This is a genomic window from Streptomyces sp. cmx-4-9 (genome assembly GCF_046548835.1).
In the GTDB taxonomy this organism is placed as follows: domain Bacteria; phylum Actinomycetota; class Actinomycetes; order Streptomycetales; family Streptomycetaceae; genus Streptomyces.
Genome location: NZ_JAEBEE010000008.1, coordinates 404,473 through 426,930, shown reverse-complemented (window position 1 = coordinate 426,930; position 22,458 = coordinate 404,473). Strand labels below are relative to the sequence as shown.

The 22,458-nt window shown below is 71.3% G+C and carries 20 protein-coding genes; 9 read left to right on the top strand and 11 right to left on the bottom strand.

Going from position 1 to position 22,458, the window contains the following annotated elements:
* Positions 1-76: 76 nt before the first annotated feature.
* Both sufB and ACLJTM_RS26095 read right to left on the bottom strand, forming a co-directional pair.
* Positions 77-1,492: a Fe-S cluster assembly protein SufB gene (gene sufB, locus ACLJTM_RS26100; protein WP_411106151.1), complete on the bottom strand. Its 1,416-nt coding sequence runs from the start codon at positions 1,490-1,492 to the stop codon at positions 77-79.
* The gene (locus ACLJTM_RS26095; protein ID WP_411106266.1) at positions 1,489-2,319 is read right to left on the bottom strand and encodes a helix-turn-helix transcriptional regulator; all 831 of its coding nucleotides are present in this window, start codon (positions 2,317-2,319) and stop codon (positions 1,489-1,491) included. Before ACLJTM_RS26095 ends, sufB begins: the two co-directional genes overlap by 4 nt.
* A gap of 307 nt (positions 2,320-2,626) precedes the next feature.
* Here ACLJTM_RS26095 and ACLJTM_RS26090 point away from each other — a divergent pair, with 307 nt between their 5' ends.
* The 4 genes from ACLJTM_RS26090 (at position 2,627) to ACLJTM_RS26075 (ending at position 6,527) form a co-directional block, all read left to right on the top strand.
* Positions 2,627-3,562 (top strand): ABC transporter ATP-binding protein, encoded by a 936-nt coding sequence (locus ACLJTM_RS26090; RefSeq protein WP_411106150.1) that lies wholly within the window; start codon positions 2,627-2,629, stop codon positions 3,560-3,562.
* The gene (locus ACLJTM_RS26085; protein ID WP_411106149.1) at positions 3,559-4,326 is read left to right on the top strand and encodes an ABC transporter permease; all 768 of its coding nucleotides are present in this window, start codon (positions 3,559-3,561) and stop codon (positions 4,324-4,326) included. Before ACLJTM_RS26090 ends, ACLJTM_RS26085 begins: the two co-directional genes overlap by 4 nt.
* An 82-nt stretch (positions 4,327-4,408) precedes the next feature.
* The gene (locus tag ACLJTM_RS26080; RefSeq protein WP_411106148.1) at positions 4,409-5,533 is read left to right on the top strand and encodes a hypothetical protein; all 1,125 of its coding nucleotides are present in this window, start codon (positions 4,409-4,411) and stop codon (positions 5,531-5,533) included.
* 25 nt (positions 5,534-5,558) lie between these two features.
* Positions 5,559-6,527, top strand: a complete 969-nt coding sequence (locus ACLJTM_RS26075) for a COX15/CtaA family protein (RefSeq protein ID WP_411106147.1) — start codon at positions 5,559-5,561, stop codon at positions 6,525-6,527.
* Positions 6,528-6,572: 45 nt separating this feature from the next.
* On the opposite strand, the gene ACLJTM_RS26070 is transcribed toward ACLJTM_RS26075, so the two are convergent.
* From ACLJTM_RS26070 to ACLJTM_RS26060, 3 genes are all read right to left on the bottom strand, one after another.
* Positions 6,573-7,706 carry an amidohydrolase family protein gene (locus ACLJTM_RS26070; protein WP_411106146.1) on the bottom strand — a complete coding sequence of 378 codons (1,134 nt, stop codon included), beginning with the start codon at positions 7,704-7,706 and terminating at the stop codon, positions 6,573-6,575.
* Positions 7,707-7,913: 207 nt separating this feature from the next.
* Positions 7,914-8,276, bottom strand: a complete 363-nt coding sequence (locus ACLJTM_RS26065) for a hypothetical protein (RefSeq protein ID WP_411106145.1) — start codon at positions 8,274-8,276, stop codon at positions 7,914-7,916.
* Between the two features lie 15 nt (positions 8,277-8,291).
* A complete protein-coding gene (locus ACLJTM_RS26060) occupies positions 8,292-9,233 on the bottom strand; it encodes a heme o synthase (RefSeq protein ID WP_411106144.1) in 942 nt (313 codons plus the stop codon).
* 376 nt (positions 9,234-9,609) lie between these two features.
* Between ACLJTM_RS26060 and tkt the strand changes: the two genes are divergently transcribed.
* The 5 genes from tkt to pgl all read left to right on the top strand — a co-directional run bounded on the left by tkt (position 9,610) and on the right by pgl (position 16,322).
* On the top strand, positions 9,610-11,712 hold the full coding sequence (tkt, locus tag ACLJTM_RS26055) for a transketolase (protein ID WP_411106143.1): 2,103 nt from the start codon (positions 9,610-9,612) through the stop codon (positions 11,710-11,712).
* A 34-nt stretch (positions 11,713-11,746) separates the two neighbouring features.
* Positions 11,747-12,865 carry a transaldolase gene (gene tal, locus ACLJTM_RS26050; protein WP_411106142.1) on the top strand — a complete coding sequence of 373 codons (1,119 nt, stop codon included), beginning with the start codon at positions 11,747-11,749 and terminating at the stop codon, positions 12,863-12,865.
* Positions 12,866-12,870: 5 nt separating this feature from the next.
* Positions 12,871-14,397 (top strand): glucose-6-phosphate dehydrogenase, encoded by a 1,527-nt coding sequence (gene zwf / locus ACLJTM_RS26045; RefSeq protein ID WP_411106141.1) that lies wholly within the window; start codon positions 12,871-12,873, stop codon positions 14,395-14,397.
* Positions 14,394-15,440, top strand: coding sequence for a glucose-6-phosphate dehydrogenase assembly protein OpcA (opcA, locus tag ACLJTM_RS26040; protein WP_411106140.1), 1,047 nt, complete (start codon positions 14,394-14,396; stop codon positions 15,438-15,440). The genes zwf and opcA overlap by 4 nt, the downstream gene beginning before the upstream one ends.
* Before the next feature lie 99 nt (positions 15,441-15,539).
* A complete protein-coding gene (gene pgl / locus ACLJTM_RS26035) occupies positions 15,540-16,322 on the top strand; it encodes a 6-phosphogluconolactonase (protein WP_411106139.1) in 783 nt (260 codons plus the stop codon).
* A gap of 59 nt (positions 16,323-16,381) precedes the next feature.
* Here pgl and pgi read toward each other — a convergent pair whose 3' ends face one another.
* The 6 genes from pgi to gap form a co-directional block, all read right to left on the bottom strand.
* A complete protein-coding gene (pgi, locus tag ACLJTM_RS26030) occupies positions 16,382-18,037 on the bottom strand; it encodes a glucose-6-phosphate isomerase (protein ID WP_411106265.1) in 1,656 nt (551 codons plus the stop codon).
* 179 nt (positions 18,038-18,216) lie between these two features.
* The gene (locus tag ACLJTM_RS26025; protein ID WP_078904317.1) at positions 18,217-18,552 is read right to left on the bottom strand and encodes an RNA polymerase-binding protein RbpA; all 336 of its coding nucleotides are present in this window, start codon (positions 18,550-18,552) and stop codon (positions 18,217-18,219) included.
* 211 nt (positions 18,553-18,763) lie between these two features.
* Positions 18,764-18,994, bottom strand: coding sequence for a preprotein translocase subunit SecG (gene secG / locus ACLJTM_RS26020; RefSeq protein ID WP_411106264.1), 231 nt, complete (start codon positions 18,992-18,994; stop codon positions 18,764-18,766).
* A gap of 162 nt (positions 18,995-19,156) precedes the next feature.
* The gene (gene tpiA / locus ACLJTM_RS26015; RefSeq protein WP_411106138.1) at positions 19,157-19,942 is read right to left on the bottom strand and encodes a triose-phosphate isomerase; all 786 of its coding nucleotides are present in this window, start codon (positions 19,940-19,942) and stop codon (positions 19,157-19,159) included.
* Positions 19,943-19,948: 6 nt separating this feature from the next.
* On the bottom strand, positions 19,949-21,169 hold the full coding sequence (locus ACLJTM_RS26010; RefSeq protein ID WP_411106137.1) for a phosphoglycerate kinase: 1,221 nt from the start codon (positions 21,167-21,169) through the stop codon (positions 19,949-19,951).
* Positions 21,170-21,324: 155 nt separating this feature from the next.
* Entirely contained in the window at positions 21,325-22,329 is a 1,005-nt protein-coding gene (gene gap / locus ACLJTM_RS26005) for a type I glyceraldehyde-3-phosphate dehydrogenase (protein WP_411106136.1), read from the bottom strand.
* Positions 22,330-22,458 lie beyond the last annotated feature (129 nt).

Below are 22,458 nucleotides of genomic sequence, written 5' to 3'. Positions count from 1 at the left end.
CGCTCTCTTAAAAAGCACTGCCTCTTAAAAGCACTGCCTGCGTCGAAGATGGTGCTGCGGTGCGGGTGGGCCGGGACTAGCCGACCGAGCCCTCCATCTGCAGTTCGATCAGCCGGTTCAGCTCCAGCGCGTACTCCATCGGCAGCTCCTTCGCGATCGGCTCGACGAAGCCGCGCACGATCATGGCCATGGCCTCGAACTCGGTCAGGCCGCGGGCCATCAGGTAGAAGAGCTGGTCGTCGGAGACCTTGGAGACGGTCGCCTCGTGGCCCATCGTCACGTCGTCCTCGCGGACGTCCACGTAGGGGTACGTGTCCGAGCGGGAGATGGTGTCGACGAGCAGGGCGTCGCAGAGCACGTTGGACTTGGAGCCGTGCGCACCCTCGCCGATCTCGACGAGACCGCGGTAGGAGGTGCGGCCGCCGCCTCGCGCCACCGACTTGGAGACGATGTTCGAGGAGGTGTTCGGCGCCATGTGCACCATCTTGGAGCCGGCGTCCTGGTGCTGGCCCTCGCCCGCGAAGGCGATGGACAGGGTCTCGCCCTTGGCGTGCTCGCCCATCAGGTAGACGGCCGGGTACTTCATGGTGACCTTGGAGCCGATGTTGCCGTCGATCCACTCCATGGTCGCGCCCTCGTACGCCACGGCGCGCTTGGTGACCAGGTTGTAGACGTTGTTCGACCAGTTCTGGATCGTCGTGTAGCGGCAGCGGCCGCCCTTCTTCACGATGATCTCGACCACGGCGCTGTGCAGCGAGTCCGAGGAGTAGATCGGGGCGGTGCAGCCCTCGACGTAGTGGACGTAGGCGTCCTCGTCGACGATGATCAGCGTCCGCTCGAACTGGCCCATGTTCTCCGTGTTGATGCGGAAGTAGGCCTGGAGCGGGATGTCCACGCGGACACCCTTGGGGACGTAGATGAACGATCCGCCGGACCACACCGCGGTGTTCAGCGACGCGAACTTGTTGTCGCCGACCGGGATGACCGTGCCGAAGTACTCCTGGAAGAGCTCCGGGTGCTCCTTGAGCGCGGTGTCGGTGTCGAGGAAGATGACGCCCTGCTCCTCCAGGTCCTCGCGGATCTGGTGGTAGACGACCTCGGACTCGTACTGGGCCGCGACACCGGCGACGAGGCGCTGCTTCTCCGCCTCGGGGATGCCGAGCTTGTCGTACGTGTTCTTGATGTCCTCCGGCAGGTCCTCCCACGAAGCGGCCTGCTTCTCGGTGGAGCGCACGAAGTACTTGATGTTGTTGAAGTCGATGCCGGAGAGGTCGGAGCCCCAGTTCGGCATGGGCTTGCGGTCGAACAGCTTGAGGCCCTTGAGGCGGAGGTTCAGCATCCACTCCGGCTCGGACTTCTTCGCCGAGATGTCGCGGACGACTTCCTCGGACAGACCCCGCTTGGCAGCGGCGCCGGCCGCGTCGGAGTCGGCCCAGCCGTATTCGTAGGTGCCCAGGCCATCGAGCTCAGGGTGAGCAGTCTCCGTGGTCATGCGGGGTTCCTCCCGGCCGTACTTGCAGATGCTGGTGTGTCGGTCTGTGCGGCGCTCGCGCTGCGCGGAATGAAGGTGGTGCACACCCCGTCGCCGTGGGCGATCGTGGCGAGGCGCTGCACGTGCGTCCCCAGCAGGCGGGAGAAGACCTCGGTCTCCGCCTCGCAGAGCTGGGGGAACTGCTCGGCCACATGGGCGACCGGGCAGTGGTGCTGACAGAGCTGTTCGCCGCTGTGCGGACCGGGAGCGCTCTTCGCCGTAGCAGCGTACCCGTCCGTGGTCAATGCCCGGGCGAGGGCCTCCGTGCGGTGCTCCGGAGGGGATGCCTCGACGGCTTCCCGGTACCCCTGCGCCTGCGCTTCCATCCGCGCCCTGGCGAAAGCGGCGACGGCTGCCTCGCCCTGTTCCCCGCCGCCCACGGACTGCGCGATCCAGCGCAGGGCGTCCGCGGCGAGGGTGTCGTAGGACTGGTCGAAGGCGTCGCGGCCGCAGTCGGTGAGCTCGAAGACCTTCGCGGGCCGGCCCCGGGTGCGCGCGCCGTAGACGCGCTGCTCGCGGGAGGCGACGACGTCGTCGGCGACGAGCGTGTCGAGGTGGCGGCGGACGGCGGCCTGGGTGAGGCCGAGCCGCGCGGCGAGGTCGGCGACGGTGGACGGACCGTGGTCCAGGATGGAGCGCGCGACCCGGTTGCGGGTGGACCGCTCCCCGGTCGCGAGTTCCCCCTGGGGGGCCTCGGTCTGCCGTTCGCCGTATTTCACAACACCATTGTTGCGTAAATAGCCGAGCCCCGACAAGCCGTGACGGAGGCCACGCCGGGTGGCCTCCATCACTAAGGGTTACCTTATCTGTCTACGGAGAGTAATCCGGAGGGGAGCGCTCCGCATTCTCGCCACGACCCCCCGGTGAACCCGTACACCGCGCCCACCAGCAGACCTCCGCCCCCGCCGGTCCCCGGGGCGACGACGTACGGGGTCCTTGCGAGGTCACCGAAACCGGCTGATCCTTCCGGGGACGCCCGGCCTGAAAACGGACATGTCCGCCGCCCCGTGCTCGAAACTTCGTGCACAACCGGGTCCGTGACCCTTCGACCCCGGGACCGAGGGCCCCCCGTACCGCTCCGTAGACTTGCCCCCCATGAGCAACGACCCCGCCGTGGAGATCCGCGGACTGGTGAAGCGGTACCGCCCCGTCCCGCACCGGCCGGCGGTGGACGGCCTGGACCTCACCGTCCGGCGGGCCTCCGTCACCGCGGTCCTCGGCCCCAACGGCGCGGGCAAGACCACCACGGTGGAGACCTGCGAGGGCTACCACCGCCCCGACGCCGGGACCGTCCGGGTACTCGGCCTCGACCCGGTCGCCCAGGCCGCGGCCCTGCGCCCGCGCGTCGGGGTGATGCTGCAGTCCGGCGGGGTCTACTCCGGCGCCCGCGCCGTCGAGATGCTCCACCACATGGCCAGGCTTTACGCGGACCCGCTGGACGTGGACGCGCTGGTGGACCGCCTCGGCCTCGGCGGCTGCGGCCGGACCCCCTACCGCAGGCTGTCCGGGGGCCAGCAGCAGCGCCTCGCCCTCGCCATGGCCGTGGTCGGCCGCCCCGAGCTGGTCTTCCTGGACGAGCCCACCGCCGGCCTGGACCCGCAGGCCCGCCGGGCGACCTGGGACCTCGTCCGGGAACTGCGCGCCGACGGGGTCACCGTCGTGCTCACCACCCACCACATGGACGAGGCCGAGCAGCTCGCCGACGAGGTCGCCATCGTGGACGCCGGCCGGGTCATCGCCCACGGCAGCCCCGAGCAGCTGTGCCGCGGCGGCGCCGAGAACACCCTGCGCTTCACCGGCCGCCCCGCCCTCGACCTCGCCTCCCTGCTGAAGGCGCTCCCCGACGGCACCCAGGCCGCCGAGCTCACCCCCGGGGCCTACCGGGTCACCGGGGACGTCCACCCGCAGCTCCTGGCCACCGTCACCTCCTGGTGCGCCCAGCACGGCGTCATGCCGGACACCCTCTCGGTGGAGCGGCACACCCTCGAAGACGTCTTCCTGGAACTCACGGGCAAGGAGCTGCGCGCATGAGCGCCGGTACGTTCACCCCCCGGCCCGGGGCCGCCCCGGTCTCCCGGATGATCCTCGCGCAGACGGCCCTGGAGACCCGGATGCTGCTGCGCAACGGCGAGCAGTTGCTGCTGACCGTGGTCATCCCGGCCCTGCTGCTGACCCTGTTCTCCACCGTGGACATCCTCGACACGGGCGAGGGGAAGCCGGTCGACTTCCTCGCCCCCGGCGTCCTGGCCCTGGCCGTGATGTCCACCGCCTTCACCGGCCAGGCCATCGCCACCGGCTTCGACCGCCGCTACGGGGTCCTCAAGCGGCTCGGGGCCTCCCCGCTGCCCCGCTGGGCGCTGATGGCGGCCAAGACCCTGTCGGTGCTGGTCACCGAGGTGCTCCAGGTCGCCCTGCTCACGGTGATCGCCCTGGGGCTGGGCTGGTCCCCGCAGGGCAGCCCGCTGTCGGTCGCCCTGCTGCTCCTGCTGGGCACCACGGCCTTCTCGGGGCTGGGGCTGCTGATGGCCGGCACCCTCAAGGCGGAGGTCACCCTGGCCGCCGCCAACATGGTCTTCCTGCTCCTGCTGGTCGGCGGCGGGGTGATCGTGCCCCTGGAGAAGTTCCCGGAGGCCGCCCGGAGCGTCCTCGGGCTGCTGCCCATCACGGCCCTGTCCGACGGCCTGCGCGAGGTGCTCCAGCACGGGGCCGCGCTGCCCTGGCAGGACGCCGCCGTGCTGGCGGTCTGGGCCGTACTCGGGCTGGGCGCCGCCGCGCGGCTGTTCCGCTGGGAATGAAACCCTTCCGCTGAGGTCGGCCTTCCCGCGACTATGAACGCCTCACCCAGAGGTGCGCGGACCACGACGCCGGGGGGCGGACATGGCGGAGCGAGAGGCAGTTCTTCGGCTGGACGACCAGTGGGCGCAGGTCCGCTCCGGCGCCGTGCCCGCCGGCCCCGGGGAGCGCGAACGGCTGCTGGAGGAGCTGATCAGCGCTCTGCGCGGCTGGCCGGCCGACCCCGAGTGCACCGCCCTGCTGGGGCTGCGGCTGGCGGACCGCGCCGCACTGCGCTTCGCCGCGGGCGACCGGGCGGGCGCCCTCGCCACGATCGAGGAGGCGCTGCGCCATGCCGAGCGGGCGGCCCCGTACGCACCCGACTTCGCCCGCTGGTACGCCCGCGGGCTGATCAACCACGGGGTGTGGCTGGCCTGGCCGCTCAGCGACGGGGCCCGGCTGCCGCGGCACCCGCTGGGCCCGGCGGCCTCCGAGGGGCCCAGCGCCATGGAGCGCGCCGCGGGCGAGCGGGCCCGGGACCTGACCCTGGCCGCCGTCGAGGTGTGGGCGGGGCTGGACCCGCGCGAGCCGGTCAACCGGAGGGGGCTGGCCCAGGCCAAGGTGTTCCTCGGGGACCGGCTCGCGGAGCTGGGCTTCGCCGAGGAGGCGGTGGCCTGGGCCGTCGACGCCGAGGCCGACTTCCGGCAGCTGCTCCTCGCGGACCCCGGCGGGCAGGACTCCGCGGAGACCGAGGAGGCCCTCGACCACATCGGGCGCCAGCTGGAACTGCGCCTGCGGTTCCTGGACTTCGACGCCCTGGCCGGCCTGCGCGGCCGGGGTCTGCTGCCCGAACGCCTGCTGCCCCGGGCCGTGGTGGCGGCCCGGATCCAGGGGGCGCCGGAGTCCGCGATCGCCGTCCGGCTGGGACTGGAGCCCGAGCAGGTGCGCACGATGCTGGAGGTGACGCCCTGGCGCGCGGTGTGGCGCGTGGAGGTCCGCGGACCTGACGGCCTGTGGGACGTACCGGGTCATTCCTGGCACAACTTCGCGGACGTGCGGAACAGGACGGCGGAGGAGGCGGGGGACGCCCTGGTGCGCGGTTTCGCGCAGTCGCCGGACTGCCCCCGCGACGGGCGCCCTTGGCGGGTGCGCGTGTGGTGGCACGAGGAGGGCGACCCCGCGGGTGCCCGCTTCCGGCGGACCGTCGGCCCTGCGGGCACCCCCTCGTGAAAGATTGCACAAGGCTCCGCATACGATGGACGCCGTGTTCAACCCATGTGCTTACCTCGCCGCCCGCTGGACCCCGTCACCCCGGACCGTCCGGCGCGCTGCACTCGCCGCGCTCGTGATGAGCGTGGCCATCGTCGTCACCGGGGGCGCGGTGCGGCTGACCGGATCCGGTCTCGGCTGCGACACCTGGCCCAAGTGCACCGATGACAGCCTGATCGCGACCCGGGCCCAGGGCTTCCACGGCGCCATCGAGTTCGGCAACCGGATGCTGACCTACGTGCTGTCCGGTGCGGTGGGCTGGTTCATCCTCGCCGCCCGTTCGGCCAAGCCGTGGCGGCATGCGCTGACCCGGCTCGGATGGCTCCAGTTCCTCGTCGTCCTGGGCAATGCCGTCCTCGGCGGCATCACCGTCATGACGGGCCTGAACCCGTACAGCGTGGCGGGGCACTTCCTGCTCGCCACCTCGCTGATCGCGGTCACCACCGTCAGCTGGCAGCGCACCGCCGAGGGCGACGCCGCCCCGAGGCCGCGGGTGCCGGGCCCGGTGCGCAGACTCTCCTGGGCGCTGATCGCGGCCACTCTGGTACTGATCGCCGCGGGCACCGTGGTGACGGGTTCGGGGCCGCATGCGGGCGACAGCAGCGAGATCCGGCGGATGCCCTTCGACTGGGCCGCCACGGCCCATGTGCACGCCATCGCCGCCTGGGCGGTCTGCGCGCTCGCCGTCGCCATGTGGCTGGTGCTGCGGGTGGTCGACGCCCCCGCCGATACCCGCAGCCGCGCCCGCGACCTGCTGGTCGTCCTGCTCGCCCAGGGCGCCGTGGGCTACGTGCAGTACGCCACCGAGCTCCCCGAGGTGCTCGTCGCCGCCCACATGCTCGGCTCCTGCCTGGTGTGGGTCGCGGTGCTGCGGCTCGCACTGAGCCTGCGCGAGCGGCCCGCCGCCCCGGCGGCGGTCCCGGCCCAGGCCGACCCGCAGCTCTCCGCGGTCTGACCGGTCGCGGCTGCGCTGAGCCGGCGGGCCGGGCCGCCGGCCGGCTCAGCCGCCCTCGTCGAGCCGGTAGACGCGGCGGGCATTGCCCGCGGCGAGCAGGCCCGCCACCCGGTCGGCGTCCCGCCAGGACCAGGCTCCGTCCGCGACCCAGCCGCCCAGCACCCGGCCCAGCGCCTCGCGGAAGACGAGGGCGCCCACCGCGTGCAGTTCGGGCAGGCGCGCCCCGCCGCTGGAGAACAGCAGCTTCCCGAACGGCGCGAGCTCCAGCAGCTCCGCCAGTGCCCCCGCGGCCCCCGACCCGGTCTGCCCCAGGGCCGCCCCCACGTCGGCGTGGACGTGCGGGAAGGCCGCGGCCAGCCGCGCGGCCTCCCGGTGGTCCCCTGGGTACGGGTGCCGGCCGAGCAGCACCACACGCGTGCCGAGTCCCTCCGTGGCCCGCAGGAAGTCGACCAGCAGCGCCGGCCCGGCCGGGTCGGGCGGCATCCCGGGCAGCGCCGGGCCGGTGTGCAGCTGCAGGGGCAGCCCGGACGCCACCGCGCTCCACAGCAGGTGCCGCAGCAGTACGGGGTCCCGCAGGGCACCGCCCCGGGGCCGGCGGGCCAGCCACCGCCCGGCCGCGCCGCGCACCTCCCCGGGACCGGGCGGTTCGGCCGCGAGGGCCGGGGCGGCGGCGCGGCCGGTCCCGCTGCCGACGGTGAAGGCCACGGCCGCGCCCGCGGCCGCGTAGACCGCGCCGGCCAGGTTGGCGAGGAAGGCCGCCACCGTCCCGGAGGTGTCGGCGACCTGCTCGGCCAGCGGTTCGAGCCGGACCACCTCGAAGGCCTCGGCATCCGCGGCCAGGGAGAGCTCCTTGGGCCCGGTGAGCTCCTCCCCCGGCGCCCCCGCGTCCACCAGGTAGGCGGCGACCCCGGAGCCCCGCAGCAGCCGGCGGGCGGACTCGGCCGCGCCCAGCTCGCGGCGCCGGGCCAGGTAGCGGGCGGGGGCGCAGTGCGGCTCCAGCCCCAGCAGCGGCGGGCACCAGCGGCGCACCGCGAAGCCGGTCTGCGTGTCGAACAGCGTGGTACCCGCGGCGGGCGGGCCGGCCGAGCGGACCAGCTGGGCCTCGAAGGTGCCCAGGCCCAGCTCCGTACGGAGCACTCCGTGGCAGTGCTGGTCCACCAGGGGCGGCGTTTCGATCATCCGGGCATCCCGTTGCGGACGTGAGGAAGGGGCTTCCACGCGTCCTAACGGGTGAGCGGGGTGTGAGGTGTTGCTCGCGCTGTTGACCGAGAACCCCCGGCCGGGGGACCTCCGGCGGCCCGCTGCTCCGTCGGCCGCCCGGCCCGGACGGCGGTGGGGGCGGTACCGGAAGGGGGCCGGGCCGTCTCCTGCGGATCGCGCCGGGGCCTAGGCGGCCGGGTTCGCGGGGCCGCCGATCTGGATGCCCGCCATGCGGGTCCACTCGTACGGGCCGGTGCGCACGCGCGCCGCCAGCTCCCCGTCGAACTCCTCGTGGAGGGTGAGGCCGGCCTTCTCGGCGGCCAGCCGCGCGGTCTCGTGGGTCGGGGCGACCAGGTCGCCCCAGGCGCCGTCCGTGCCCACGAGGACGATCCGGGTGCCGGCCTGGCCGATGTGGGCGAGGTGGCCGTCGGCGCCGCCGTGCTCCTTGGCGAAAGCGCCGATCCGCTTGGCCAGCTTCGCGGCCGTGCGGTCCTGCGTCGGGTCGGCGGTGGTCTGTGCGGTGTCCGCGTTCTCTGCCATGGACGGCATGCTACCGGCGAGTAATCAGTGGAGGAAGGGATCCACGGCCACCGCCACGAACAGCAGCGACACATAGGTGATCGACCAGTGGAACAGCCGCATCTCCTTGAGCTTCGCGCCCGTCACGCCCGACTTGGCCCGGGCGTGCAGCGCGTGCGCCTCCCACAGCCACCAGCCGCCGGCCAGCAGCGCGACCGAGGTGTAGAACCAGCCGGTGTACCCCAGCGGGGTCAGCAGCAGCGAGACCGCCACCATCACCCAGCTGTAGAGGACGATCTGGCGCGCCACGACCCGGTTGCCCGCGACGACCGGCAGCATCGGCACGCCGACCCGCGCGTAGTCGTCCTTGACCTTCATCGACAGCGGCCAGTAGTGCGGCGGCGTCCAGAAGAAGATGACGAGGAAGAGGATGACCGCGGCCCAGGAGACCTCGTTCTTCACCGCCGACCAGCCGATGAGGACCGGCATGCAGCCCGCGATGCCGCCCCAGACGATGTTCTGCGCGGTACGCCGCTTCAGCAGCATCGTGTAGACCACGACGTAGAAGAGGAGCGCGCCGAGGGCCAGCGCGGCCGACAGCCAGTTGATCAGCAGGCCGAAGAAGAGGGTGGAGACCACGGCCAGGGTGATGCCGAAGGCGAGGCATTCGCGCGGGCTGACCATGCCCGTCACCAGCGGGCGCTGCGCGGTGCGGTCCATCAGCGCGTCGATGTCGCGGTCGATGTACATGTTCAGCGCGTTGGCGCCGCCCGCGGAGAGGTAGCCGCCGAAGCAGGTCGCGAGGACCAGCCACAGCGACGGAACACCCTCCTCGGCCAGGAACATCACCGGCACTGTGGTGATCAGCAGAAGTTCGATGATCCGCGGCTTGGTCAATGCCACGAAAGCCATGACCCGGGACCCGAGCGGCCGGTGACCGGGGCTCGTCCCGAGCACCCCCGCTGGACGGGATTCGACGGCCGTCACACGCACCCCTGAGAGAGAATCCAGCAAGCTCCGACGCGGACCGTTCAGAACATGAAGGCCCGGTAAAGGCTTGCGCGTACCACGCCACTCTAGACGTTGCACTTGTATGGCCCTGCGCGGGGGTCGCTTCGTGTTGGGCCGTTCGCCCGCCCGCGACGGCGCGGGCCGACGGCCCGTGCACCGCTGACGGATCGTGGGCGGCGGCGGCCGGGTGCGTGGACCGCGGTCCGGCGGGCAGGTGAACAGGGGCTGCCGACGCGGTGACGGACCGTGGACACTCGAATAGCTGCACGCCGTCACGGGGGTAGGCTCGGAATCGCGCCGGTGCACCGTTCGTCACCGGGAACAGACATGTGGAGAGGAGCCCTGACCAACGGTGAGCACCAAGCCGACCACCACAGAGCTCGAGTGGACCGAACTGGACCAGCGGGCCGTCGACACCGCCCGCATCCTGGCCGCTGACGCGGTCCAGAAGGTCGGAAACGGCCACCCCGGCACGGCGATGAGTTTGGCCCCCGCCGCGTACACCCTCTTCCAGAAGGTGATGCGGCACGACCCGTCGGACCCCGAGTGGGTCGGCCGCGACCGCTTCGTGCTCTCCGCGGGGCACTCGTCCCTCACCCTTTACACCCAGCTGTACCTCGGCGGGTTCGGGCTGGAGCTGGAGGACCTCGAAGCCTTCCGCACCTGGGGTTCCAAGACCCCCGGCCACCCCGAGTACGGCCACACCAAGGCGGTCGAGACCACCACGGGCCCGCTGGGGCAGGGCATCGCCAACGCGGTGGGCATGGCCATGGCCTCCCGCTACGAGCGCGGCCTCTTCGACCCGCAGGCCCCCGAGGGCACCTCGCCGTTCGACCACATGATCTACGCGATCGCGGGCGACGGCTGCCTCCAGGAGGGCATCTCGCACGAGGCGTCCGCGCTGGCCGGCCACCAGAAGCTGGGCAACCTGGTCCTGCTGTGGGACGACAACCACATCTCCATCGAGGGCGACACGGAGACGGCCGTCTCCGAGGACACCCTCAAGCGCTACGAGGCGTACGGCTGGCACGTGCAGCGCGTCGCGCCCCAGGAGAGCGGCGACCTCGACCCGAAGGCACTGTACGAGGCCCTGCAGGCGGCCAAGGCCGAGACCGGGCGGCCGTCCTTCATCGCGGCCCGCTCGATCATCGCCTGGCCCGCCCCGGACGCCCAGGGCACCGAGGCCGCGCACGGCTCGGCCCTCGGCGACGACGAGGTCGCGGCCACCAAGCGCGTCCTCGGCTTCGACCCGGAGAAGAGCTTCGACGTCTCCGACGAGGTCATCGCGCACACCCGCAAGGCCCTCGACCGCGGCCGCGACGCCCGCGCCGCCTGGGAGAAGGACTTCTCCGCCTGGCGCACCGCCAACCCGGAGCGCGCCGCCGAGTTCGACCGCATCAACGCCAACGAGCTGCCCGCCGGCTGGGAGGACCACCTCCCGGCCTTCGAGACCGGCAAGGCCGTCGCGACCCGCGCCGCCTCCGGCAAGGTGCTCCAGGCACTGGGCGCGGTCATCCCGGAGCTGTGGGGCGGCTCGGCCGACCTGGCCGGTTCCAACAACACCACCATCGACAAGGAATCCTCGTTCCTGCCGGTGGGCAACCCGCTGCCGGAGGCCGACCCGTACGGCCGCACCATCCACTTCGGCATCCGCGAGCACGCCATGGCCGCGGCCATGAACGGCATCGCCCTGCACGGACACACCCGCATCTACGGCGGCACCTTCCTGGTGTTCTCCGACTACATGCGCAACGCCGTGCGCCTCTCCGCCCTGATGCACGTGCCGGTCACCTACGTGTGGACGCACGACTCCATCGGCCTCGGCGAGGACGGCCCGACCCACCAGCCCGTCGAGCACCTCGCCTCGCTGCGCGCCATCCCGGGCCTGAACCTGGTCCGCCCGGCCGACGCGAACGAGACGACCATCGCCTGGCGCGAGATCCTCAGGCGCCACACCAAGGTCTACGGCAAGGGTGCTCCGCACGGTCTGGCGCTCACCCGCCAGGGCGTGCCCACCTACGACCGCAACGAGGACGCCGCCAAGGGCGGTTACGTGCTGTTCGAGGCGGCGGGCCCCGACGGCTCGGCCGTCGAACCCCAGGTCCTCCTCATCGGCACCGGCTCCGAGGTGCACGTGGCCGTGGAGGCCCGTGAGCAGCTCCAGGCCGACGGGATCCCCACGCGCGTGGTCTCGATGCCGTCCGTGGAGTGGTTCGAGGAGCAGGACCAGGCATACAAGGACAGCGTCCTGCCGCCCTCCGTCAGGGCGCGCGTCGCGGTCGAGGCGGGCATCGGCCTGACCTGGTACCGCTACGTGGGCGACGCGGGCCGGATCGTCTCGCTGGAGCACTTCGGTGCCTCGGCCGACGCGAAGGTGCTGTTCCGCGAGTTCGGGTTCACCCCCGAGAACGTGAAGGCCGCCGCCCACGAATCCCTCGCCGCCGCCGCCCGCTGACGCCGGTACTACACCAGTAGGAGATGCAATTCCCATGACAGACGCACTCAAGCGCCTCTCCGACGAGGGCGTGGCGATCTGGCTGGACGACCTGTCGCGCAAGCGCATCACGTCCGGCAACCTGGCCGAGCTGATCGACCAGTCGCACGTGGTCGGTGTCACCACCAACCCGTCGATCTTCCAGAAGGCCATCAGCCAGGGCGACGGCTACGACCAGCAGCTGGCCGACCTCGCGGCCCGCAGGGTGACCGTCGAGGAGGCCATCCGCATGATCACGACGGCGGACGTCCGCGACGCCGCCGACATCCTGCGCCCGGTCTACGACCGCACCGACGGCCAGGACGGCCGGGTGTCCATCGAGGTCGACCCCCGGCTGGCCCACAACACTGCGGCGACCCTCGCCGAGGCCAAGCAGCTCGCCTGGCTGGTGGACCGGCCGAACACGCTCATCAAGATCCCGGCGACCGAGGCCGGCCTGCCGGCCATCACCGAGGTCATCGGCCGGGGCATCAGCGTCAACGTCACGCTGATCTTCTCGCTGGAGCGCTACCGCAAGGTCATGGACGCCTACCTGGCGGGCCTGGAGAAGGCCAAGGCCGCCGGCCTGGACCTCTCCCTGATCCACTCGGTCGCCTCCTTCTTCGTGTCCCGCGTGGACAGCGAGATCGACAAGCGCCTGGACGCCGTCGGCACCGACGAGGCCAAGGCCCTCAAGGGCAAGGCGGCCCTCGCCAACGCCCGTCTGGCCTACGAGGCGTACGAGGAGGTCTTCTCCTCCGACCGCTGGGCCGCCCTGGAGCGGGTCGGCGCCAACAAGCAGCGTCCGCTGTGGGCCTCGACCGGAGTCAAGGACCCGGCGTACAAGGACACCCTGTACGTGGTCGACCTGGTCGCCCCGAACACGGTGAACACCATGCCGGAGGCCACCCTGGAGGCCACCGCCGACCACGGCCAGGTCACCGGCGACACCGTCCGCGGCAGCTACGCGCAGGCCCGCGCCGAGCTCGATGCGGTCGCGAAGCTGGGCATCTCGTACGACGATGTGGTGCAGCTGCTGGAGGACGAGGGCGTCGAGAAGTTCGAGGCGTCCTGGAACGACCTGCTGAAGTCCACCGAGGCGGAGCTTGAGCGCCTTGCCCCCACGGAGGCCTGAACACTTTGTCTGTGAACGGAGCGAACCCGCTTCGTGACGCACAGGACCGGCGGCTCCCGCGTATCGCGGGGCCGTCCGGCCTGGTCATTTTCGGCGTTACGGGTGACCTGTCGCGCAAGAAGCTGATGCCGGCCGTCTACGACCTGGCCAACCGCGGCCTGCTGCCGCCGGGCTTCTCCCTGATCGGCTTCGCCCGGCGGGAGTGGGAGCACGAGGACTTCGCCACGGAGGTGTACGAGGCGGTCAAGCAGCACGCGCGCACGCCCTTCCGCGAGGAGGTCTGGCAGCAGCTGGTGCAGGGCTGCCGCTTCGTGCAGGGCGACTTCGACGACGACGCGGCCTTCGAGACCCTGAAGGCCACCATCGAGGAGCTGGACAAGGCGCAGGGCACGGGCGGCAACTTCGCCTTCTACCTGTCCGTCCCGCCCAAGTTCTTCCCCAAGGTGGTCCAGCAGCTCAAGGACCACGGGCTGGCCCAGAAGGAGGGCTCCTGGCGGCGCGCCGTCATCGAGAAGCCCTTCGGCCACGACCTGAAGAGCGCCGAGGAGCTCAACAAGGTCGTCCACGAGGTCTTCCCCCGTGACGAGGTCTTCCGTATCGACCACTACCTCGGCAAGGAGACCGTCCAGAACATCCTGGCGCTCCGCTTCGCGAACACCATGTTCGAGCCGATCTGGAACCGGTCGTACGTCGACCACGTGCAGATCACCATGGCCGAGGACATCGGCATCGGCGGCCGGGCCGGGTACTACGACGGCATCGGCGCGGCCCGCGACGTCATCCAGAACCACCTGCTGCAGCTGCTGGCGCTCACCGCGATGGAGGAGCCCGGCTCCTTCCACCCGAAGGCGCTGGTGGCCGAGAAGCTCAAGGTGCTGACCGCGGTGGAGCTGCCGGAGGACCTCGGCAAGCACACCGTGCGCGGCCAGTACTCGGCGGCCTGGCAGGGCGGCGAGAAGGTCGTCGGGTACCTCGAAGAGGACGGCATCGACCCCAAGTCGAAGACCGACACCTATGCGGCCGTCCGCCTGGAGATCAACAACCGCCGCTGGGCGGGCGTCCCGTTCTACCTGCGGACGGGCAAGCGCCTGGGCCGGCGGGTGACCGAGATCGCGGTGGTCTTCAAGCGGGCCCCCTATCTGCCCTTCGAGTCGGGTGCGACCGAGGAGCTGGGGCAGAACGCCCTGGTCATCCGGGTCCAGCCGGACGAGGGCGTGACGGTCCGGTTCGGTTCGAAGGTCCCGGGCACCTCCATGGAGGTCCGGGACGTCACGATGGACTTCGCCTACGGCGAGTCCTTCACGGAGTCGAGCCCCGAGGCGTACGAACGGCTCATCCTCGACGTGCTCCTCGGCGACGCGAACCTCTTCCCGCGCCACCAGGAAGTGGAGCTGTCCTGGAACATCCTCGACCCCATCGAGGAGTACTGGGACAAGCACGGCAAGCCCGCGCAGTACCCGGCGGGCACCTGGGGCCCGGTCGAGGCGGACGAGATGCTCGCACGAGACGGACGGAGCTGGCGCCGGCCATGAAGATCGACCTCACGGAGACCACTTCCAGCAAGATCAACGCGGCGATGGTGCAGGCGCGCCGGGACGTCGGCACGCCGGCCATCGGCATGGTCCTCACCCTCGTGATCGTGACCGACGAGGAGAACGCGTACGACGCGCTCAAGTCGGCCAACGACGCGTCCCACGAGCACCCTTCGCGGATCCTGGTCGTCGTCAAGCGGATCAGCCGCTCGCCGCGCAGCCGCCGCGACGCCCGCCTCGACGCGGAAGTCCGTGTCGGGGCGGACTCCGGCAGCGGTGAGACGGTCGTGCTGCGCCTGCACGGCGAGCTGGTCGACCACGCCCAGTCGGTGGTCCTGCCCCTGCTCCTGCCGGACGCCCCCGTGGTCGTCTGGTGGCCGGACGCCTCTCCCGCGGACCTCGCGGGCGATCCGCTGGGAGCGTTGGGGCAGCGCCGGATCACGGACACGTACTCCAGCGAGGACCCGATCGGGAAGCTCGGCAAGCGGGCCGCCGCCTACGCCCCCGGGGACACGGACCTGTCCTGGACCCGGATCACGCCGTGGCGCTCCATGCTCGCGGCAGCCCTGGACCAGCAGTCCTACTCGGTCGGTTCGGCGAGCGTCGAGGGCGAGGCGGACAATCCGAGCTGCGAACTGCTGGCCATGTGGCTGGCGGACCGGCTCCAGGTCCCCGTCAAGCGCACCGTCTCCGAGGGCCCGGGCCTCACCGCCGTGCGCCTGGAGACCGAGGGCGGCGAGATCGTCCTGGACCGCGCGGACGGCGCCCTCGCCACGCTGTGCATGCCGGGTCAGCCCGACCGGGCGGTGGCGCTCAAGCGCCGCGACACGGCGGAGCTGCTCGCGGAGGAGCTGCGCCGGCTGGACCCGGACAACACCTACGAGTCCGCGCTGAAGTTCGGCGTGGCGAAGCTGGCCGCGCACCCGCGCGGGACCGCCGGGGACGGCGCCGCCGCCCCGGGCGGCGCGCCGGCGGCCGAGGGCGGTGCACCGGCCGGGAAGGCCGCCGCACCGAAGCCGGCCAAGAAGGCCTCGGCCAAGTAGCACCGACCGCTGCGCGGGGCGGGGGGCCCGGCTCCCCCGTCCCGCGCAGCGGCGCATCCGGCACCATCCGCACGACGCAGAAGGCGGCAGCACATGGGTATGACGACTCCCCAGGTCGTCGTCCACCGGGACAAGGAGCTGATGGCGCAGGCCACGGCGGCCCGGCTGATCACCAGGATCGTCGACGCGCAGGCCGCCCGCGGCGCCGCGTCGGTGGTCCTCACCGGCGGCCGCAACGGCAACGGCCTGCTGGCGGCGCTGGCCGCCGCCCCGGCCCGGGACGCGGTCGACTGGTCGCGGCTGGACCTGTGGTGGGGTGACGAGCGCTACGTGCCCGCGGACGACCCCGAACGCAACCACGTGCAGGCCCGTGAGGCGCTGCTGGACCGGGTGGCGGTGGACCCCGCGCGGGTGCACGCCATGCCCGCCTCCGACGGCCCGTACGGCGCCGACGTGGACGCGGCGGCCGCGTCGTACGCGGCGGAACTGGCCCGGGCGGCCCGGCCCGAGGACCACGGCCCGGTCCCCTCGTTCGACGTGCTCATGCTGGGTGTGGGCCCGGATACGCACGTGGCCTCCCTCTTCCCCGAGCACCCGGCCTCCCGCGAGACCGAGCGCACGGTGGTCGGCGTACACGGCGCCCCGAAGCCCCCGCCGACCCGGATCTCGCTGACCCTCCCGGCCATCCGGGCCGCCCGCGAGGTGTGGCTGCTGGCGGCGGGCGAGGACAAGGCCGGCGCCGTGGCCATCGCGCTGGGCGGCGCGGGCGGGGTGCAGGCCCCGGCGGCGGAGGCCCGCGGCCGCGCCCGCACCCTGTGGCTGCTCGACCGGGCGGCCGCGGCCCGGCTGCCCGCGGAGCTGTACCCGGCGGCCTCGGCCTGAGGCCGAACGGCACGGCGCCCCGCACCTTCCGGTGCGGGGCGCCGTGCCGCTTTTTGGGGTCAGCCGCGGCCGCGGAGCTCGCGGTAGCGGGCCACCAGGGCCTTCGTCGAGGGGTCCAGGCCGGGGACGTCCGCGCCCTCCGTCAGGGCGGGCTCGATCCGCTTGGCGAGGACCTTGCCGAGCTCGACGCCCCACTGGTCGAAGGAGTCGATGTTCCAGACGGCCCCCTGGACGAACACCTTGTGCTCGTAGAGGGCGATCAGCTGTCCGAGCACGGCCGGGGTGAGCTCGGCGGCCAGGATCGTGGTGGTCGGGTGGTTGCCGCGGAAGGTCTTGTGCGGGACCAGTTCCTCGGGGACGCCCTCCGCCCGGACCTCGTCCGGGGTCTTGCCGAAGGCCAGCGCCTGGGTCTGGGCGAAGAAGTTCGCCATCAGCAGGTCGTGCTGGGCCGCCAGCGCGGGCGACAGCTCCCCCACCGGCTCGGCGAAGCCGATGAAGTCCGCCGGGATCACCCGGGTGCCCTGGTGGATGAGCTGGTAGTAGGCGTGCTGCCCGTTGGTGCCGGGCGTGCCCCACACCACCGGGCCGGTCTGCCACTCGACCGGGTCGCCCTGGCGGTCGACGGACTTGCCGTTGGACTCCATGTCCAGCTGCTGCAGGTACGCCGTGAAGCGGGACAGGTAGTGGCTGTACGGGAGGACCGCGTGCGACTGCGCGTCGAAGAACCCGATGTACCAGATTCCCAACAGCCCCATCAGCAGCGGGGCGTTCTCCTGCGGCGGCGCCGTGCGGAAGTGCCGGTCCATGGTGGCGAAACCGTCGAGCATCTCGCGGAACGCCGCCGGACCGATCGCGATCATCAGCGAGAGCCCGATGGCGGAGTCGAAGGAGTAGCGGCCGCCGACCCAGTCCCAGAACTCGAACATGTTGTCCGGATCGATGCCGAAGCCGGTCACCTTCTCCGCGTTGGTGGACAGGGCCACGAAGTGCCGGGCCACCGCCTTGGTGTCGCCGCCGAGTCCGGCGAGCAGCCACTCGCGCGCCGAGGTGGCATTGGTGATGGTCTCGATGGTGGTGAAGGTCTTGGAGGCGATGATGAACAGCGTCCGGGCCGGGTCCAGGTCCCGCAGCGCCTCGTGCAGGTCCGCGCCGTCGACGTTGGAGACGAAGCGCAGGGTCAGGCCGCGGTCGGTGAAGGCGCGCAGCGCCTCGTACGCCATCGCCGGACCGAGGTCGGAGCCGCCGATGCCGATGTTGACGACGCTGGTGATGCGCTCGCCGGTGGAGCCGGTCCACTCGCCCGAGCGGACCCGGTCGGCGAAGCCGGCCATCTTGTCGAGGACGGCGTGCACCTCGGGGACGACGTTCTCGCCGTCGACCTCGACGTCCGCGTCCGCGGGGGCCCGCAGGGCGGTGTGCAGGACCGCCCGGCCCTCCGTCGTGTTGATTTTCTCGCCGCGGAACATGGCCTCGCGCAGCTCCGCCACGCCGGTGGCCTCGGCGAGTTCGCGCAGCAGCGTCAGCGTCTCGTCGGTGACGAGGTGCTTGGAGTAGTCGATGTGCAGGTCCCCGACCTGCAGGGTGTACCCGGTGCCGCGGCCCGGCCGGGCCTCGAACAGCTCCCGCAGATGCGTCTGCCCGAATTCCTCCCGGTGCTTGCCCAGTGCCTGCCACTGCGGCGTCCGGTTGAGCTTCGTACGTCCCTCTGCGTTCATCTCCGACATCAACCCACTTCTTCCGTCCTGTCGTGCCCCGCCGGGCTCCAACTTAAAGGATCAGAAGCGCCTGTGCCGTAGCGGCGCATGCGGCGCGGTCCGCCATGCAGAGGGCCCGGTCTCGCAGGAAGGGAATTCCTGCGGGACCGGGCCCCAAGTCGGCTGCTGGCCGGGAGTGTTCAGATCTCGCCGCGGAGTTTGGCGAGGGCCTCGGCGAGGATCGCCTCGCCGTCGGCGTCCGTTCGCCGCTCCCGTACGTACGCCAAGTGGGTCTTGTACGGCTCGGTGCGGGGCGGCGCCGGCGGGTTGTCCCGGTCCTGGCCGGCCGGGAACCCGCACCGCGGGCAGTCCCAGTTGTCCGGCACCTGCGCGTCGCTGGCGAAGCTCGGCTGCGTCTCGTGCCCGTTCGAGCACCAGAAGGAGATGCGCAGGCGGGGCGCGGACTCGCCGCGCTCGGCCTCGCCCATCGGCCCCGCTCCGACCCGGCTACCACGGATCGCGTTGCCACTTGCCACGGTCGTAACTCCCTGCGTGATGGTGCCGCAAAGCGTGCGTGGAATGTCCGCTGCGGGCGCCCGGCTCCACGTCCGGCCCAACTCGCCTGCAGCGAACGGAGGGACCGGCCCCGCAGTGACGGGAAGCAGAGTGCATCGTTCCGCGACCGGGGCGCCGAACCTCATGATAGGCCGGGCGGAGCCGGCCAGTCCGCCGGAATGGCCAGAACGGTCAGCCGGCGGACTTGTTCAGCAGTCCGAGCGCCACGATGCAGGCGAACCAGAGCAGACCGACGACGACGGTGATCCGGTCCAGGTTGCGTTCGGCGACGGAGGAGCCGCCGACCGAGGACTGCATGCCGCCGCCGAACATGTCGGAAAGGCCGCCGCCCTTGCCCTTGTGCATCAGCACGAGCAGCATCAGCAGGGCGCTGAAGACGATCAGGGCGATCGAGAACCCCATAATCACGGCTGATTCCTACTTTCTGGCTTTCTGGCTTTCCGGCTTCGCTCTATGTGCGCGGGGGCCAGCGGCTGGTGGTTCAGCCTCTGGCCCCCGCAAGGGTACGACGGATCCGTCCTACCGCATACTCACAGCCCGTCGTAGCAGGACTGCGGAACGCTCCTACTGGTCGCGGAAACGGACGATCTTGACGAACTCGTCCGCGTCCAGCGCCGCGCCGCCGATCAGCGCGCCGTCGACGTCGGGCTGGGCCATGATCGCCGCGATGTTGCCGGACTTGACCGAGCCGCCGTACTGGATGCGGACCTTGTCGGCCAGCTCCTGGGAGTACAGCTCCGCGAGGCGGCCGCGGATCGCCCCGCAGACCTCCTGGGCGTCCTCGGGGGTGGCGACCTCGCCGGTGCCGATCGCCCAGACGGGTTCGTACGCGATCACGATGGACTCGACCTGCTCGGCCGGGACGTCCTTGAGGCCGCCGTCGACCTGCTGGAGCGTGTGGTCGACCTGCCGGCCGGCCTTGCGGACCTCCAGGCCCTCGCCGACGCAGAGGATCGGGGTGATCCCGTGCCGGTAGGCGGCCTTGACCTTGGCGTTGCAGACCTCGTCGGTCTCGGCGTGGTACTGGCGGCGCTCGCTGTGCCCGACGGCCACGAAGGTGCACTTCAGCTTGGCCAGCATGGCGCCGGAGATCTCGCCGGTGTAGGCGCCGGAGTCCTGCGCGGAGATGTCCTGGGCGCCGTACTTGACCTGCAGCTTGTCGCCGTCGACCAGCGTCTGCACCGAACGCAGGTCGGTGAAGGGCGGCAGGACGGCGACCTCGACGGCGTCGTAGTCCTTGTCCGTGAGCGCGAAGGCGAGCTTCTGGACGTGGGCGATGGCCTCCAGGTGGTTGAGGTTCATCTTCCAGTTGCCCGCCATGAGCGGGGTGCGGGTGTCAGCAGCAGACATGCGGGTTCAGCCCTCCAGGGCGGCGAGTCCGGGGAGCGTCTTGCCCTCGAGGTATTCGAGGGAGGCGCCGCCACCGGTGGAAATGTGTCCGAAAGCGTTCTCGTCGAAGCCCAGGATGCGGACCGCGGCAGCGCTGTCGCCGCCACCGACCACGGTGAAGGCGCTGCTGTCGACGAGGGCCTGCGCGATGGCGGAGGTACCGCCCGCGTAGTCGGGGTGCTCGAAGACGCCGACCGGACCGTTCCAGAAGACGGTCTTGGCGTCGGCGATCTTGGACGCGTAGAGCTTGCGCGTCTCGGGGCCGATGTCCAGGCCCTCCTTGGTCTCCGGGATCGCGTCGGCGGCGACGGTCTCGAAGTCGGCCGGGGCCTTGGTCTTGAGGTCGGGGAACTCGGCGGAGACGAGGACGTCCACCGGCAGGACCAGCTCGACGCCGGTCTCCTCGGCGCGCTTCATGTACTCCTTGACGACGTCCACCTGGTCCTTCTGGAGCAGGGAGATGCCGACCTCGTGGCCCTGGGCGTGGAGGAAGGTGTACGCCATGCCGCCGCCGATGAGGATGCGGTCGGCCTTGCCGAGGAGCTCGTCGATCACGGCGAGCTTGTCGGAGACCTTGGCGCCGCCGAGGACGACCACGTACGGCCGCTCGACCTCGTCGGTCAGCTTCTTCAGCACGCCGACCTCGGTGGCGATGAGGTAGCCGGCCACGTGCGGGAGGCACGCCGGGAGGTCGAAGACCGAGGCGTGCTTGCGGTGGACCGCGCCGAAGCCGTCGCCGACGTAGACGTCGGCCAGCTCGGCGAGCTGGTCCGCGAAGGCGCCGCGCTCGGCGTCGTCCTTGGAGGTCTCGCCCGCGTTGAAGCGCAGGTTCTCGATGACGGCGACCTGGCCGTCGGCGAGGGCGGCGACGGTCTCCTTGGCGGAGGCGCCCACGGTGTCGGTGGCGAAGGCGACGTCGGTGCCCAGCAGCTCGCCGAGGCGGGCGGCGGCCGGAGCGAGGGAGAACTCCGGCTCGGCCCCGGTGCCCTTGGGGCGGCCCAGGTGCGAGGCGACGACCACGCGGGCGCCGGCTTCGGCGAGCTTCGCGACGGTCGGCTGGACGGCGCGGATGCGGCCGTCGTCGGTGATGGTGGTCGTGCCCTTGGCGAACGGGACGTTGAGGTCCGCGCGGACGAAGACCCGCTTGCCCTTGACGCCCTCGGCGAGCAGTTCGTCGATCGTCTTCATGTGTTCCTACTCCTTGTCAGCCCTTCACCCTGGGCGAGGAAGGGAGAACGAGACAAGCAACAGGGCCCGTGCGGCGCTTCGTCGCGCTGCCCGGACCCTGTGCTCACATCGTGGTGCCTTGCCTTAGACCTCGTGTTGCGAGAAGCCGCGCGACCTCAGAGCCGGCCGCCGACGAAGACCGTGAGGTCCACGAGGCGGTTGGAGTAGCCCCACTCGTTGTCGTACCAGCCGATGACCTTGACGCTCTTGCCCTGGACCATGGTCAGGGAGGAGTCGAAGGTGCAGGACGCGGGCCAGTTGACGATGTCGGAGGAGACGATCGCGTCCTCGGTGTAGTCGAGGATGCCCTTGAGCTGGCCCTCCGCGGCCTTCTGGAAGGCGGCGTTGACCTCGTCGCGGGTGACTTCGCGCTCCAGCTCGATGACGAGGTCGGTCACGGAACCGGTCGGGACCGGGACGCGCATCGCGATGCCGTCGAGCTTGCCCGCGAGCTCCGGGATCACCAGCGCGGTGGCCTTGGCGGCACCGGTGGTGGTCGGGATGATGTTCTCGGCGGCGGCGCGGGCGCGGCGCAGGTCCGAGTGCGGGAAGTCCAGGATGCGCTGGTCGTTCGTGTAGGCGTGGACCGTCGTCATCATGCCCTTGACGATGCCGAAGTTCTCCAGGAGGACCTTGGCCATCGGCGCCACGCAGTTGGTGGTGCAGGAGGCGTTGGAGATGACGTGGTGCTGGGCCGCGTCGTACTTGTCCTGGTTGACGCCCATCACGATCGTGATGTCCTCGTCCTTGGCCGGAGCCGAGATGAGGACCTTCTTCGCGCCGGCCGCGATGTGCTTGGCGGCGTCGGCCTTCTTGGTGAAGATGCCGGTCGACTCGATGACGATGTCGGCGCCCAGCTCGCCCCAGGGGAGGTTCGCGGGGTCGCGCTCGGCGAAGGTCTTGAAGGTGTTGCCGGCGACCGTGATGGTGTCTGCGGTGTGGGAGACCTCGGCCTTGAGGCGGCCCAGGATGGTGTCGTACTTGAGCAGGTGCACCAGGGTCGCGTTGTCAGTCAGGTCGTTGACACCGACGATCTCGATGTCCGCTCCCTGCTCAAGGAGCGCCCGGAAGTAGTTGCGGCCAATGCGGCCAAAACCGTTGATGCCTACGCGGATCGTCACGAACCGATCTCCTCGTTGGTGCGCCGGTCAGTGCGCCGGCGAGCTGTATGGGATGTCCCCGACCGCTTACGACCCTACCTCTCCGTGAGCTTGGGAGTGACATCGGCCGGGGCCTGACACGCCCCCTTG

Bases quoted from the DNA above. Each gene is read 5' to 3' on its own strand.
- ACLJTM_RS26075 (WP_411106147.1), top strand. From the start codon at position 5,559: ATGGACGCCGTGTTCAACCCATGTGCTTACCTCGCCGCCCGCTGGACC.
- ACLJTM_RS26080 (WP_411106148.1), top strand. From the start codon at position 4,409: ATGGCGGAGCGAGAGGCAGTTCTTCGGCTGGACGACCAGTGGGCGCAG.
- ACLJTM_RS26070 (WP_411106146.1), bottom strand. From the start codon at position 7,706: ATGATCGAAACGCCGCCCCTGGTGGACCAGCACTGCCACGGAGTGCTC.
- opcA (WP_411106140.1), top strand. From the start codon at position 14,394: ATGAAGATCGACCTCACGGAGACCACTTCCAGCAAGATCAACGCGGCG.
- sufB (WP_411106151.1), bottom strand. From the start codon at position 1,492: ATGACCACGGAGACTGCTCACCCTGAGCTCGATGGCCTGGGCACCTAC.
- tal (WP_411106142.1), top strand. From the start codon at position 11,747: ATGACAGACGCACTCAAGCGCCTCTCCGACGAGGGCGTGGCGATCTGG.
- secG (WP_411106264.1), bottom strand. From the start codon at position 18,994: ATGGGGTTCTCGATCGCCCTGATCGTCTTCAGCGCCCTGCTGATGCTG.
- ACLJTM_RS26095 (WP_411106266.1), bottom strand. From the start codon at position 2,319: ATGGAGGCCACCCGGCGTGGCCTCCGTCACGGCTTGTCGGGGCTCGGC.
- ACLJTM_RS26065 (WP_411106145.1), bottom strand. From the start codon at position 8,276: ATGCCGTCCATGGCAGAGAACGCGGACACCGCACAGACCACCGCCGAC.
- ACLJTM_RS26085 (WP_411106149.1), top strand. From the start codon at position 3,559: ATGAGCGCCGGTACGTTCACCCCCCGGCCCGGGGCCGCCCCGGTCTCC.
- ACLJTM_RS26090 (WP_411106150.1), top strand. From the start codon at position 2,627: ATGAGCAACGACCCCGCCGTGGAGATCCGCGGACTGGTGAAGCGGTAC.
- ACLJTM_RS26010 (WP_411106137.1), bottom strand. From the start codon at position 21,169: ATGAAGACGATCGACGAACTGCTCGCCGAGGGCGTCAAGGGCAAGCGG.
- pgi (WP_411106265.1), bottom strand. From the start codon at position 18,037: ATGAACGCAGAGGGACGTACGAAGCTCAACCGGACGCCGCAGTGGCAG.
- tpiA (WP_411106138.1), bottom strand. From the start codon at position 19,942: ATGTCTGCTGCTGACACCCGCACCCCGCTCATGGCGGGCAACTGGAAG.
- pgl (WP_411106139.1), top strand. From the start codon at position 15,540: ATGACGACTCCCCAGGTCGTCGTCCACCGGGACAAGGAGCTGATGGCG.